Consider the following 14,346-nt stretch of genomic DNA (forward strand, 5'->3'; position numbering starts at 1 on the left):
TTTTCCGACAATAGTTGGCCACCGATGATGTGATGATGCCATGTGCACATCCACAAAGGCACGCTGGTCTGGGGAGTAGACCGGCAAGGGGGGATGACTTGGGAAAAACCGTATTATTGATCGAAGATGAGCCCAATATAGTTGAGGCAATTCGTTTTCTGTTGGCGCGGGATGGCTGGCGTGTCGAAACTCATGGCCGAGGGGATACTGCCCTTGAAGCCGTGCAAAAACACCAACCTGACTTGATCGTGCTGGATGTGATGCTGCCCAAACGCTCGGGGTTTGATATCCTGCGTGATCTGCGGGCATCTCAAGCGACACGGGACCTGCCTGTCATGATGTTGACGGCGCGTGGCCAGACTAAAGACCGCGAGTTGGCCGAACAATATGGGGTGTCGCGTTTTATGACCAAACCGTTTTCAAATACCGATATGATCGCCGCTGTGCGCGAATTGGCTGAGGCATGAAGTTGGAGGCTTAATGTCAGAAGATCCGCGCAACACATTGCCAGATGACCCGTTGGTATCCAGCCCACCGTCGCGCCTGTTCTTGGAGTGGGAGAGCTATCGCCGTAAACGCGCGATGGACGCAGCTAACTTGTTGCCAATACTTGGTTTACTGATGTTTCTTGTACCGATTTTGGTATCATCGGGGCGTGACAGTATTTCTGCGTCAGGTGCGATGTTGTATCTGTTTCTGGCTTGGTGCTTGCTGATAGTTTTCTCGTTCTGGGTGTCACATTTACTGCGTGCACGTGAGGAAACGCTCGCCCAGCCCACGGCACAAGACGAGACACAAACTGTGTCGCCCAATCGCGCATCGCGTTCCGATGCGAGGCGGAATCATGGTCAGCTTTAATATTCTTATCGCGGTCTGTCTGGCTTATGTTGTCTTCTTGTTTGGCATCGCATTTTATGCGGATAGACGTGCGGCCCAAGGGCGCCTGAATTGGTTGCGATCCCCTTTGGTCTACACGCTTTCTCTATCGATTTATTGCACGGCTTGGACCTTTTATGGTGCCGTGGGAAACGCTGCACGATCTGGACTTGAATACGTGACGATCTATCTCGGCCCGACCTTGGTAATGGTCGGCTGGTGGTGGCTTTTGCGGCGGCTTGTTCGCATTGGGCGTGCGCAGCGCATTACGTCGATTGCGGATCTGATTTCGTCCCGATTTGGCAAGTCTAACCTGCTTGGAGTATTGGTGACTTTGCTGGCAGTTGTCGGGACAACACCCTATATTGCACTGCAACTTCAATCGGTTACCCTGTCGTTCTCGGTGTTTTCACGCGATATGTCAGCGGGGTTCGCCCAAGCAGATTTGGCGTCAACGGCACTGTGGGTTGCGATTGGGTTAACCCTGTTTACGGTTTTATTTGGCACCCGAAATTTGGACGCGAATGAACGTCACCATGGGGTCGTCACGGCCATCGCGTTTGAAGCAATTGTCAAGCTTGTCGCGTTGCTGTCTGTTGGTGCATTTGTGGTTTGGGGCATCGCGGAGGGGCCTGCTGATATTTTGGCGCGGATTGACGCGAGCCCGATTGCCGCATGGGAGATCCGGCCTGGGCGCTGGGCTGCTTTGATCTTTCTGTCGGCTGCCGCATTCCTTTGTCTGCCACGTATGTTTCAAGTGATGGTGGTCGAGAACGCCGACGAACGTAACCTTGCGATGGCAGGCTGGGCTTTTCCATTATACCTGATGTTGATGAGCCTTTTCGTCCTGCCCATCGCTGTGGTCGGGTTGGATTTGATGCCACGCGGTTCCAACCCCGATTTGTTTGTATTGACGTTGCCCCTGTCACAGGGAAAAGACGGATTGGCGTTGCTCAGTTTCCTGGGCGGGTTTTCCTCGGCGACTTCGATGGTTATTGTGGCCGCAATTGCTTTATCGACCATGGTTTCAAACCACATCGTGATGCCTGTATGGCTGTCTATGCGGCCCCCGGGTGCGACAGTTTCTGGTGACCTAAGACGAGTGGTTTTGACCGCGCGCCGAGTGTCGATCACCGTGGTGGTTGGGTTGGGATACGCCTATTACCGTTTCTCGGGCGGCGGCGCGGCTTTGGCGTCTATCGGGTTGATCTCCTTCGTTGGTGTCGCCCAAGTTTTGCCTGTGCTGCTCGGTGGGTTGTTCTGGCGACGGGCTACGCGCATTGCTGCGGCAGCTGGGCTGATCACCGGCTTTAGCGTCTGGCTTTACACGCTGTTCTTACCATCAATTGCGGGGGGCGGCGTTTTGTCAGTTGCCATCATGCAAAACGGGCTGTTTGGCTTTGAGGTACTACGCCCACAGGGCTTGTTTGGCACCAGCGGCCTTGATCCGGTTGTACATGCGATTGTCTGGTCTATGCTTTTGAACTTCCTTGTGTTTTTTGTCGTCTCTCTGTTCACTTTTCCTAACCCTGTGGAGCGCCTTCAGGGGGTCCAATTTGTCAATGTATTTGAACACAGTCAGGGGCCGCGTGGATGGACCTCAGGCGGGGCAGGTGCAGATGATCTTTTGGTTATGTCACAGCGTATTTTGGGGGCGCAGCAGGCACGACAGCTGTTCGAAAATGAAGCCAAGGCCCAAGGCAAGATTGACCATCTTCCCGACAGCTCGCCCGCGTTTTTAGAACGACTGGAACGTGAACTGGCAGGGTCAGTTGGATCTGCCACGGCGCATGCGATGATTGGGCAAATAGCCGAAGGCGCGTCTGTGTCGGTGCAGGACCTGATGGCAGTTGCGGATGAAGCGGCTGAAATTATGGAATATTCCAACCAGCTTGAGGCCAAATCTGCAGAACTAGGGCGTACGGCGCGCCAGTTGTCCGAAGCGAATGAAAAACTGACCCGCCTTTCGGTGCAAAAGGATGCGTTTTTATCGCAGATCAGCCATGAGTTACGCACGCCAATGACGTCCATTCGGGCGTTCTCTGAAATTCTGCGTGATATGGACATGTTGGAACCGCATGATCAACACAGATACGCGTCGATTATCCATGACGAAACGCTTCGACTGACGCGTCTGCTTGATGATCTTTTGGATCTGTCTGTGCTTGAAAATGGCCAGGTGGCGTTGAATTGCGAGACAGTCGTTCTGTCGGATGTGCTTGATCGTTCTGCTGCCGCCGCTTTGGTGTCGGTATTTGGCGACGGCAGCGAAACCACGTTCGAGATTATACGCAATAGAAATCAAGAAGATCTACAGTTGATAACCGATGGTGACCGTCTCAGTCAGGTGTTCATCAATTTGATCTCGAATGCGCGAAAATACTGTACTGCTGCGCAGCCGGTTCTGTCGATCTCGGTTGCTGTAATGGGCCAGAATGTGGCCATCGATTTCAGCGACAATGGTGAAGGGATACCATCCCATCAACAACCTTTGGTGTTTGAAAAATTCGCACGACTTACGGACCATGCACGGGCTGGCGGGGCAGGATTGGGGTTGGCGATTTGTCGGGAAATCATGAATAATCTTGGCGGAACGGTTGGCTATCTTCCGGGCGAGTCTGGCACTGCATTTCGTGTGACCGTGCCCCTAAAGCCACCAGCGACCTAGATTTTGCAGCCACTACCGCAGGGAATACTTTGATTTGGTAACCAATTGGTAACTCTGTTTGTCGATGCTGATGGGACATGCAGTAAGGGTTGGCAGATGTCTGAAACGGACAGCAAAGAACAAGATGGCGGCGAAGTTTCGGTGATGCGCAAAATGTCGTCACGCAGGCTTGTCGGGTCTGCAAAACGTATGAACCCGGTATTGGCGTTGAAGGCCGCTTTGCCCAAAGCCGCAGAGCTTGAATTGAATATGCGTTTGACAGTGAAAGAAACCAAAGAAGGGGTCTTGGAAACGCAAACAATGATGGAAGCCATTCCAGAAGATTCTCTTGTGACAATCTTGGCTGCCAAAGACGGGGCGCAGGGGCTTGCCGCTGTTGACCCGCAATTGCTGGCTGCTTTGATCGAGACCCAGACCACCGGCCAGATCAGTGCGATCCCTGCTGTGGTTCGGCCCTGGACCATCACGGATGGGCAAATGTGTGAACCCTTCATCGATCGCGTCTTCGATATGCTGGAATTGCTGCTTGATGCCGATGGGCGCGGCCCTTGGTTCTATGGGTATCGTTTCTTGCGCAAGGTGAATGACCGGCGCAAACTTGCGATGACACTTGAGGAAACGCGATATCTTTTCTACGCTTGCAAAGTCGAACTTGGGGACGGGGCCAAGACAGGGATGTTGTGGCTGGCCCTGCCTGATAGCGTTCGCAGCGCGACCACCGATGGTCACGTCGGCCCAGAACATGAAGATTGGCAGGGCGGATTGCGGGCGTCTGTGTTGGAAAGTACGGTGCAGTTGACGGCGATACTTCACCAAGCTCGGGTGCCGTTGTCATGGCTGATGTCGTTGAAAGTTGGACACAGAATTGATGTCCCCGGGCCGCAAATCGAAGCGCTTACAGTGGTCGACAGTGGCAACCGTGTTGTGGGGACGGCCCGGCTTGGCCAAGCGTCAGGTCAGCGTGCGATACGCATGACGTCATCCAGAGGTGAGAACGCGAGTATACGCAACACAGAAACAAATGGTTTCGGAGTGCCTGTCGGGGACGCACAGGGCGCTCTGTCAAATACAGCGCTAAACCCGCCGCCATCTGGTTTATCCCTCGGGTTACCACCTGGAGGCCCTGTAGCTGGAACGCAAGACGCTTCACCGATGGCGGCGCTTGGTGGCGTCCCGCCTGAATTGCCGGGCGGCTTACCTGATATTGGTTCAAATGCGGGGGGCTTGCCTGATTTACCAAGTCTTCCTGGCATTGCAGGCGACAGCGCTATGCCGCCAGCTGAAATGGATTTCGGGCTGCCCGATCTTCCGGGGGGCGGCGGTCTGCCAGACTTGCCCGCAATGGCTGGTGGTGGTGAAGCTGGAAGTGATTTGCCGGGATTACCTGATTTATCAGACTTGCCTGATCTTCCTGGGTTGCCGCCACTCCCGTCGTGATTTTCGTGTCGACTAGCTCAAGATCACGCCAACAACGACCATCATCAGGCCGATACCGGACAGTGCCAAGGCCGATAGGTTGACGGTGACGATGGTTTGCAGTCGCTTGCGCATGGCCTCGTCGTCTAGCCCGGATTTGCGAGCCTTCATCGCTTGCACAATGCACCAGATGATTCCGCAAAGGCCGAGAAAAGAAATGGCGGCACCAGGCCAGATTACAAATGACATGTGTTTCTCCGTCTAAAGATCGTATTCCTCTACTGTGCCTTCGCTGCGTGCGCAACCTCGCCGGTGTCTCTTGGGCCTCTTGCAGCGCAGGACGTGGCAGGGTAATCAGAAGGCCTTAAGCAAAGGACGCTGTAATGAATGATATGACCTCAGATTCGAGCTACCGGGTAACGGCGGATGAACTACGCCAGTTTATCGAGCGTATTGAGCGGCTTGAGGCCGAAAAAAAAGACATCGCAGAACAACAAAAAGAAGTGATGGCTGAAGCTAAAGGACGTGGGTACGACACGAAAGTGCTGCGTAAAGTCATCGCATTGCGCAAACGCGAACCTGATGACATCGCCGAAGAAGAAGCGGTTCTTGAGATGTACAAAGAAGCGCTTGGAATGAGCTAATCAATATGATCCTGCCGTTTATGGCAGGATCATATCTACATCTGGCATCTGCATGATAAGCGCGAGGTCTTCCTCGTAGGCGTTGGTTGCTTCTTCCACCAACGCATCAGTCCATCCCGGAATATCAATTTCTTGTTCAAGCGCGCCTGAGATTGAAAATTTGTCCAAGAAAGCAGCCGCAACCGCGCTTTGCTGTTGCTGTGACATGGGCGCGCGCGCCTTCATATATGCTTGGTATCGCTGTAATCCATCTGGTGACATGATTTCAGCCAATATGTCATCTCCGCCTTGCAACAAGGTTGCATTGGCAGCCAAACCAGCAACAGACAGCATTATTTCTGGCCAAATAAGTGGCGTATCTTCAGAACACCACACAACCAAATGGTTGTCAGGGCATTGTTCGCGCAATCTTCTAATCAACTCGGACCATTTTAGCTGACGGGGGTCAGAATGTAAGATGGCGTGGCTGGTTGTCTTTGCTGTACCTTGTTTGATCAGCATGGGGAGCAAAACCACGGGATTGCAGATGGACAGGTGCAATTCTTTTTCTTTTGCAGGCAAAATACCCATTAAGGTTTCCATGCGAGAATGGGCGTGTGGATAAAGTCGGTTGTTTTCCACGGCGAGTTTAGGAAAACCCAAGAAGTTTGGGGCAGACAGCACCAGCCGATCAGGCGTTGCCCCTTCCAGAATCGTGTCTAGAATTTCTTGAGCTTGATTCTCTGTCAGGTCGACATCTTCAGCGTAGGCCAAGGCTTCGCGGAGGTGACGACGGTATTTGCCAGGGCCAGGAACGAGAACACCGCTGTTGAGAAGGCGTTCTTTATCCTTCAACAGGCTTTTTAACAGGTGATCGCCATCGGTTGTGTGGGCACCAATGTGAATAGCAATTTTCATCTTAAACCCGCGACCTCTTTATTAATGTGCCACCTGTGCGACCAAACTGTGCTGGTGTGGTGGTTGTTGCGGCAGTATAAGCACAAAAAACCCGAGGGAAACAGGTGGTGAAGCCTTGAATTACGAAACTATGGGCAATTCTAAAACGGTTAGCACCGCAGTGCGGGGAAAAATACCTTTCAAAGGTGGTTTTTCTATCTGGTCTCTTGGTGCCTTTTGCATCGCGACCTTTGTGATTTTGCCTGTCTTGGCAGTCGTCTATCTTGCGTTTTTCCCTACGGAAAACATTTGGCCACATCTTCTTTCGACAACATTGCCGCGATATTTCACAAACACCTTGGTTTTGATGTTGTCAGTCGGGATACTGGCCGGGGCTACCGGGATTGGGGCTGCATGGTTGATTGTCATGTATAAATTTCCTGGCGCACGTATGCTTGAGTGGTTGCTGTTGCTGCCATTGGCCATTCCCGCTTACGTCGGTGCATATGCATTGGTCGATTTTTTGGAATATTCCGGGCCGGTGCAGACTTTGTTGCGCGACATCTTTGGTTGGGCGACCTCGCGCGATTATTGGTTTCCAGACATCCGATCTCGTGGTGCGGCCATCATCGTGTTGGCAGGCGCGCTGTATCCCTATGTATATCTGTTGACGAGGTCCGCTTTTCGGGAACAATCTGCCGCTGGATATGATGTCGCGCGTGCGCTTGGCGTTGGGCCATTCGCCCGGTTTTTTCGCGTTGGCTTGCCACTTGCTCGCCCCGCACTTGCGGCCAGTTGTGCGGTCGTGATGATGGAAACTGTTGCCGATTTTGGAACGGTCGAATTCTTCGCCGTGCAAACTTTGACGACCGGGATCTTTACCACATGGTTGGAAAGCAACAACGCAGGGGGCGCGGCCCAGATTGCTGTCGTTGTGCTGATGTTGGTGTTGTTGCTGTCAGGATCGGAACGCATTAGTCGCCGTAAACATCGATATCACAACTCTGCACGAAATTCCCGGCCTGTGATTCAAACACAGCTGTCCGGCACGCATGCGGCCTTGGCTTTGGCGTTTTGTCTGGTGCCATTCTGTGTTGGCTTCCTACTGCCTGTGGGGGTCATTTCATGGCACAGCGCTAAAAATTATGCGTTTTGGTTGGATCGTTCCCTGATTGAAGCCCTGTGGAATACCGTCTTCACTGGCATGTCCGCAGGATTGATCACGGTCACGGCCGCGTTGTTCATGGTGTATGGTGTCCGGCTGAGTGGGAAGCGCTTGCCACGGCTGCTGCTACCGTTAACCACCGTCGGATATGCCGCCCCTGGGGCCGTTTTAGCGGTGGGAATATTGATCCCTTTGGCGGCTTTTGATCACATCTTAGCCGATACCATTGTGGCCATTACAGGCTATGAGCCAGGGTTGCTGTTGACTGGAACTGCGGTGGCGTTGATCTTTGCATATAGTGTCCGGTTTTTTGCAATTGCACAGGGGGCGGCGGACTCCGCTTTGGGTAGGGTTTCGCCAAGTTTTCCGATGGCAGCGCGTTCGCTTGGGCGTTCAGATGTTGGGGTTTTACGGGATGTACACGCACCATTGATCCGGGGGTCCGTGACCACAGCGATCTTGTTGGTTTTTGTAGATTGTGCCAAGGAATTGCCCGCGACCTTGCTGCTTCGGCCGTTCAATTTCAACACATTAGCGACACGGGTTTATGAACAGGCGTCTCTTGAAAACCTTGAACAAGCCGCCCCAGCTGCGATGTTGGTTATTTTAACAGGGCTTTGTGCCGTAATGATCCTCGCCCGCGCAAGTCGATAGCGGACGAGGTGCAACCTTCAATCAGTTGCGTGGTGCGAGATGAATACCTGCGATGGTGCAACGCACAGATCCCCCAGCCATTTCAATTGTCGGAATGGCCAGCGGCAACATCTCAACATAGGCCGAGATCTGATTGCGCTGCTCCAATGTTAGGACATCATAGGCGGTTTGTGACAGAGCCAAGATAGGGCCATCCTTGCCCATCAATTCGATCGCATTTCCTGCAAACTTTCCGATCTGCACAGTGGTCAAATCGATCACCTGACGTCCAGAGGTTTCCAATCGTTTGATCACCTCTCGCCGACGTGCCGGATCTGAAATCATGCTTGTCCCAACTAAGGCAAAACGGGTTCCGATGCACATCAATACATTGGTGTGATAGATTGACCTGCCCGCATCGTCCTCGGCCGCAAATACCATAGGCTCAAAGTTGAAATGCGTGCAGAAACGTTCCAACGCGATGGGATTTGTGCGATCTGATTCCACAGCATACGCCACCCGATCAATATGATCGAGAACCATCGCCCCAGTGCCTTCCAAGAACAATCCATCAGGTTCCAAACCTGAATAATCGATGATATCTTGCACGCGGTAATCGGTTTTCAACATCTCAAGCACATCGTGCCGGCGTTCCAATCGGCGGTTCTGTGCCTTCATGGGAAAGACCGCGACGTGCCCCCCGGCATGGGTGGAAAACCAATTGTTAGGAAAGACGCAATCAGGTGTTTGTGGGTCATCTCCTTCAAACACGTGCACGCGTACCCCTTGGGCACGCAGCATGTCGCTCGCGGTCGTATGTTCTTTATAGGCGCGGACCGTGTGATCTGCGTCGGACATAACGTTAGATTGAAACGCATTGTCCGACGCAGTTTCTGTATTCACCGTAAAATGGTGTGGCCGCACCATAATCACGGCACTGGGGGCCTGCACCGACATGCGATTCATGTAGCGGTGCCTGTGGTGGGCGTGGCGCGCAATACCATGCCAAAAAGGTCGCGCGGATCATCTGGGTCCGCCAACAGATCTAGCTGCTGGAACAGTTCGGTGCCTTCCAGTTGGTCACGTATATAGCGCAGAGCAGAGAAATCCTCGGTTGCGAAGCCAACGCCGTCAAACAATGTGATCTGACGGTCGCTGGTCCGGCCCTTTTCTTGACCAGTGATCACCTTCCACATTTCGGTAACTGGGAAATCCTCAGGCATGTTTTGGATTTCGCCTTCAATTCGGGTCTGTGGTGGGTATTCCACGAAAACGTCAGCGCGCTTCAAGATGTCGCTTTGCAACTCTGTCTTGCCCGGGCAGTCACCACCGATGGCATTGATGTGAATTCCGGCACCAACCATGTTGTCGTTCAATACAGTGGCGTTTTGCTTGTCTGCCGTGCAGGTGGTGATGATATCCGCACCCTGAACAGCATCTTCGGCACTGTTGCAAGGTTCCAAAGTCATTCCGTGCCCGTCCAGATTGCGCAACAATTTTGCGGTCGCTGCGGGATCAACATCATATAGACGCAGGGTATCGATGCCGCAGATAACCTTCATTGCGAGGGCCTGAAATTCGGACTGCGCGCCATTGCCGATCATTGCCATTGTGCGCGCGTTCTTGGGCGCCAAATGTTTTGCCACCACGGCGGACGTCGCCGCCGTGCGCAACGCCGTTAAGACGGTCATTTCAGTCAATAAAACCGGATATCCCGTATACACGTCGGCCAATAGGCCAAAGGCGGTCACGGTTTGTAAGCCTTCTTTGGTGTTTTTGGGATGACCGTTCACATATTTGAAACCATATGTTGTGCCATCTGATGTGGGCATTAATTCGATCACACCTTCGGTGGAATGGGCCGCAACGCGTGGGGTTTTGTCGAACAATTCCCATCTTTTGAAGTCGTCTTCAATGTAGTCAGCGATTCCAGAAAGCATGTCTTCAATGCCAATATGGTGAATCAGTCGCATCATATTGTCGACGCTGACGAAAGGTACAAAAGCGCGGTCAGAAGGGGAGGGCACGGACATCAGGTTATCCTTTGATTTGTCGTTTCCTCAAGTATCTACGCAGCAGATTGCAGGGTATATATTAAAGTTGCGGATTTTGAGGGTGCTATACTAGCAAATTGCGTGCTGGCATTGTATATATTGCAAAAATGAGCGGAAACATGACAGAAAACCACCCTGCAAAGCATATATTTGATGACCACGACCGCATGTTGATCGGCCTGTTGCGTCAAGATGGGCGTGCACCTGTGTCAAAGCTTGCTCAGATCATGGGTGTGTCACGGGGCACAGTACAAACCCGCATGGATCGCTTGCTTGCAACCGGCGCGGTGCTGGGCTTTACCGCACGTGTACGTGAGGACTATGATCAAAGTGCGATACAAGCGGTGATGATGATTGAAGTAATGGGGAAAAATACGTCCCAAGTGATCCGCCGTTTGCGTGGCCTACCTGAATTGCAAGTCTTGCACACCACCAGTGGAAAATGGGACCTGATTGCAGATATTCGGGTCGAAACTTTACAAGATTTTGATCGTGTGTTGCGTGAAGTGCGCTTGATCGACGGGGTGCGCAACAGTGAGACCAGCATATTGCTGTCGAGTGTTTAATCGCCGCCTGTAACATTCAGGGAATGTTAATGCAGACCAGCCGCAGATTGCTTTCTGTGACTGGTCTGCATCAGTTTTTGTGACCGTCTGGCAGTTTATTCCGCAATGAGCAGACGCGGTGACTTGCCCGAGAGTTGCTTGGTTTCGGGCGTAAGGATTTGCAAATCCAATTCGCCGTCTTTCACGCCCACGCGAACAACTCCACCTTTTGCGAGAGAACCAAACAACAGCTCTTCGGCCAACGGCTTTTTGATGTGTTCTTGGATCACACGGCCGAGAGGACGTGCGCCCATTTTCTCGTCATAGCCCCGTTCGCCAAGCCATTGTGCGGCGGGGCGAGACAATTCGAAGGTCACGTTGCGATCCATCAACTGCGCCTCAAGTTGAAGCACGAATTTCTCGACAACTTTCAAGATCACGTCACGACCAAGGGGCGCAAAGCTGACCACGGCATCGAGGCGATTGCGGAACTCGGGACTAAAGGTGCGTTCAATCGCGGCGGTGTCTTCGCCTTCGCGACGGTCACGACCGAAACCAACGGCTTCTTTGGCTTGTTCAGATGCACCAGCGTTTGACGTCATGATCAAAATGACATTGCGGAAGTCGACGGTGCGCCCATTGTGATCGGTCAGCTGGCCATTATCCATGACCTGCAGCAGGATATTGAACACATCTGGGTGGGCTTTCTCGATCTCGTCAAGCAGCAAGACGCAATGGGGATGCTGGTCCACACCATCCGTCAGCAGGCCGCCCTGATCGAACCCAACATAGCCGGGAGGGGCGCCAATGAGACGTGAAATCGCGTGTTTTTCCATGTATTCGGACATGTCAAAGCGCAGCATTTCAACACCCAAAGTGCTGGAAAGCTGTTTGGCAACTTCCGTTTTACCGACACCTGTTGGACCCGCAAAGAGATAGTTCCCGATGGGTTTTTCGGGTTCTCGAAGGCCTGCACGCGCCAGCTTGATTGCACTGGACAGAGCTTCGATCGCCGTATCTTGCCCGAAGACCACCCGTTTCAGGGATTTTTCAAGGTCGCGCAGAACTTCGGCATCATCCTTCGAGACATTTTTCGCAGGGATGCGCGCAATCTTGGCGACCACGGCTTCGATTTCTTTGGTGCCGATGGTCTTGCGACGTTTGCTTTCGGGCACCAAATGTTGGGCGGCACCAGCTTCGTCAATCACGTCAATTGCCTTATCAGGCAGCTTGCGATCTGTGATGTAGCGCGCAGAAAGTTCCACCGCAGTTTTGATCGCGTCCAACGTATAGCGAATATCGTGATGTTCTTCAAAATAAGGCTTAATGCCCTTCAATATCTTGATCGTATCCGGCACGCTTGGCTCATTCACGTCGATTTTTTGGAACCGGCGCACGAGGGCGCGGTCTTTTTCAAAATGTTGACGGAATTCTTTATAGGTGGTTGAACCCATGCAACGCAGTTTACCGCCTTGCAAAGCCGGTTTCAGCAGATTGGAAGCATCCATTGCCCCACCAGAGGTCGCGCCCGCGCCAATGATCGTGTGGATTTCATCGATGAACAGCACGGCGTTGGGATGCTCTTCCAGTTCGGTCATCACGGCTTTTAGGCGCTCTTCAAAGTCGCCACGATACCGCGTGCCAGCCAGAAGCGCACCCATGTCGAGTGAATAGATCGTTGTTTCTGATAGAATTTCGGGTGTTTCCCCCTGCACAATTTTACGTGCGAGCCCTTCCGCAATTGCGGTTTTACCCACACCAGGATCACCAACCAACAGGGGGTTGTTTTTACGACGACGGCACAGAACTTGAACGCAACGCTCAACTTCATGTTCGCGGCCAATCAAAGGGTCGACTTCGCCATCAACGGCCTTTTGGTTGAGATCTACGCAATATTTGGACAACGCGGTTTCTTTTTCCTCTGGCTCGACGCCCGAGAAACCTTCGCCTTCGTCATTTGACATCGCTGCACCGGTCAGGGGGCGATCTTCGCTAAAGTCAGGGTCCTTCGCCAAGCCGTGTGCCATGAAATTCACCGCGTCATAGCGGCTCATGTCTTGGGCCTGCAGGAAAAACACAGCATTGCTTTCGCGTTCCGCGAAAATTGCAACCAGCACATTGGCGCCGGTGACTTCTGTGCGGCCTGAGGATTGCACATGGATTGCGGCACGTTGAATGACGCGCTGGAAGGCAGCTGTAGGAACGGCTTCTGATCCTTCTGTGTCGGTGATCAAGCTGGCCAATTCATCATCGATGAAATCTTGCAATTCACCGCGTAGAACATCCAAGTTCACTTCACAGGCTTGCATGACTTGCGCCGCATCTGGTTCATCGACCAGGGCCAAAAGTAAATGTTCTAACGTGGCAAATTCGTGTTTGCGCGTATTGGCAAGCGCCAAAGCTGCGTGGATCGACTGCTCAAGTGTCGCTGAAAATGAAGGCATGGCGATGGGCTCCTTATCCTTCTGGCCGCAGGCAGGCGCTACAATGATTTGATAGCGCTTCCCGTTAGCATGACCGCTCTAGTATTAAAGTTCGGTTGTGATCGCGGCCGATACAAGGGCTTTTTCATCAATTTTCTTCACAATGCCCCAATTTCTACAAATTTCTTGGGTGTGAATGATAATTATACCGCTTTTGGCGAACCGTTTTGCAGAAACTGGCGCCCGTCCTGCTTAGAAATTATCTTTTCGTTTACGGATTGCGGCAAAAACCTGCATTGGATCTGCATCCTCGGCCAAATCAGCTGACGTCTTAAGTGCGGATAAATGGCACCGTAAAAACGGGTTGCTGTCCAGTTCGAGCGCCAACGTGGACACGCCCGTGGCGTGACCCTGCGCACGTTTTTCAGTATTAACGATGATCCGTGCCTGAACTGCAGGATTGTCGCCATCGACGGCAGCGGCAAAGGCACCATTTCCCTGACTGTATTCATGACCCGAGTAAATCACAGTGTGATGTGGAAGAGCTGCCAGTTTTTGCAAGCTTTCATACATGACATCTGGGTCGCCCTCAAAAAGCCGCCCACAGCCAAAGGCCATCAAACTGTCCCCGGTGAAAGCCGCATTGAGATCAGGCATATAAAAGGCAATATGGCCAAGTGTGTGACCGGATACGTCAATAACAGAACAAGATATACCTGCAACGGTGAAGCTATCGCCTTCGGATACCGCGTGATCAAGTGGGGGCAAGCGGTGCACATCGGCCTTCGCACCGACAATCTCGGCACCAAATTGTTGTTGCAGCTCGATCGCGCCATCAATGTGGTCGGGGTGGTGATGGGTCAACAGAATTTGCGTTAACTTCCAGCCGCGTTCAGCCAAGGCAGCTGTTATAGGTTTTGCATCTGGGGCATCCACCAAGGTTGTCTCACCGGTTTGCGGGTTATGGATCAGAGAGAAATAGTTATCCGTGAGGGCGGGCAGGGTGACGATTTCCAGAGACATGGCGGATCCTTCGCGAAAGAGTA

The 14,346-nt window shown here is 52.6% G+C and carries 13 protein-coding genes; 7 read left to right on the forward strand and 6 right to left on the reverse strand.

The window, feature by feature from the left end; genetic code table 11:
• Positions 1–98: 98 nt before the first annotated feature.
• From RJ38_RS01780 to RJ38_RS17925, 4 genes are all read left to right on the forward strand, one after another.
• Entirely contained in the window at positions 99–467 is a 369-nt protein-coding gene (locus RJ38_RS01780; protein ID WP_039017204.1) for a response regulator transcription factor, read from the forward strand.
• A gap of 13 nt (positions 468–480) precedes the next feature.
• Positions 481–858: a hypothetical protein gene (locus tag RJ38_RS17920; protein ID WP_052245129.1), complete on the forward strand. Its 378-nt coding sequence runs from the start codon at positions 481–483 to the stop codon at positions 856–858.
• Positions 845–3,544 (forward strand): sensor histidine kinase, encoded by a 2,700-nt coding sequence (locus tag RJ38_RS01790; RefSeq protein ID WP_039017205.1) that lies wholly within the window; start codon positions 845–847, stop codon positions 3,542–3,544. The genes RJ38_RS17920 and RJ38_RS01790 overlap by 14 nt, the downstream gene beginning before the upstream one ends.
• A gap of 96 nt (positions 3,545–3,640) precedes the next feature.
• Positions 3,641–4,981, forward strand: coding sequence for a FliM/FliN family flagellar motor switch protein (locus tag RJ38_RS17925; RefSeq protein WP_052245130.1), 1,341 nt, complete (start codon positions 3,641–3,643; stop codon positions 4,979–4,981).
• 12 nt (positions 4,982–4,993) lie between these two features.
• On the opposite strand, the gene RJ38_RS01800 is transcribed toward RJ38_RS17925, so the two are convergent.
• Entirely contained in the window at positions 4,994–5,209 is a 216-nt protein-coding gene (locus RJ38_RS01800; RefSeq protein ID WP_039017206.1) for a hypothetical protein, read from the reverse strand.
• Between the two features lie 134 nt (positions 5,210–5,343).
• Here RJ38_RS01800 and RJ38_RS01805 point away from each other — a divergent pair, with 134 nt between their 5' ends.
• On the forward strand, positions 5,344–5,604 hold the full coding sequence (locus tag RJ38_RS01805; protein ID WP_039017207.1) for a DUF2312 domain-containing protein: 261 nt from the start codon (positions 5,344–5,346) through the stop codon (positions 5,602–5,604).
• 18 nt (positions 5,605–5,622) lie between these two features.
• Here the strand turns inward: RJ38_RS01805 and RJ38_RS01810 are convergent, their stop codons facing one another.
• Positions 5,623–6,501, reverse strand: a complete 879-nt coding sequence (locus RJ38_RS01810) for a hypothetical protein (RefSeq protein ID WP_039017208.1) — start codon at positions 6,499–6,501, stop codon at positions 5,623–5,625.
• A gap of 130 nt (positions 6,502–6,631) precedes the next feature.
• On the opposite strand from RJ38_RS01810, the gene RJ38_RS01815 reads away from it, so the two are divergent.
• A complete protein-coding gene (locus tag RJ38_RS01815; RefSeq protein ID WP_052245131.1) occupies positions 6,632–8,299 on the forward strand; it encodes an ABC transporter permease in 1,668 nt (555 codons plus the stop codon).
• Positions 8,300–8,320: 21 nt separating this feature from the next.
• Here RJ38_RS01815 and ctlX read toward each other — a convergent pair whose 3' ends face one another.
• The gene (gene ctlX / locus RJ38_RS01820) at positions 8,321–9,235 is read right to left on the reverse strand and encodes a citrulline utilization hydrolase CtlX (RefSeq protein WP_420319408.1); all 915 of its coding nucleotides are present in this window, start codon (positions 9,233–9,235) and stop codon (positions 8,321–8,323) included.
• Between the two features lie 5 nt (positions 9,236–9,240).
• The gene (locus RJ38_RS01825) at positions 9,241–10,311 is read right to left on the reverse strand and encodes an ornithine cyclodeaminase (RefSeq protein ID WP_039017210.1); all 1,071 of its coding nucleotides are present in this window, start codon (positions 10,309–10,311) and stop codon (positions 9,241–9,243) included.
• A 140-nt stretch (positions 10,312–10,451) separates the two neighbouring features.
• Here RJ38_RS01825 and RJ38_RS01830 point away from each other — a divergent pair, with 140 nt between their 5' ends.
• Positions 10,452–10,898 carry an Lrp/AsnC family transcriptional regulator gene (locus tag RJ38_RS01830; RefSeq protein ID WP_039017211.1) on the forward strand — a complete coding sequence of 149 codons (447 nt, stop codon included), beginning with the start codon at positions 10,452–10,454 and terminating at the stop codon, positions 10,896–10,898.
• Positions 10,899–10,993: 95 nt separating this feature from the next.
• On the opposite strand, the gene clpA is transcribed toward RJ38_RS01830, so the two are convergent.
• Entirely contained in the window at positions 10,994–13,321 is a 2,328-nt protein-coding gene (gene clpA / locus RJ38_RS01835; protein ID WP_039017212.1) for an ATP-dependent Clp protease ATP-binding subunit ClpA, read from the reverse strand.
• Between the two features lie 231 nt (positions 13,322–13,552).
• Positions 13,553–14,323 carry a hydroxyacylglutathione hydrolase gene (gene gloB, locus RJ38_RS01840; RefSeq protein WP_039017213.1) on the reverse strand — a complete coding sequence of 257 codons (771 nt, stop codon included), beginning with the start codon at positions 14,321–14,323 and terminating at the stop codon, positions 13,553–13,555.
• Positions 14,324–14,346 lie beyond the last annotated feature (23 nt).

Source organism: Halocynthiibacter namhaensis (assembly GCF_000812685.1).
GTDB classification, from domain to species: domain Bacteria; phylum Pseudomonadota; class Alphaproteobacteria; order Rhodobacterales; family Rhodobacteraceae; genus Halocynthiibacter; species Halocynthiibacter namhaensis.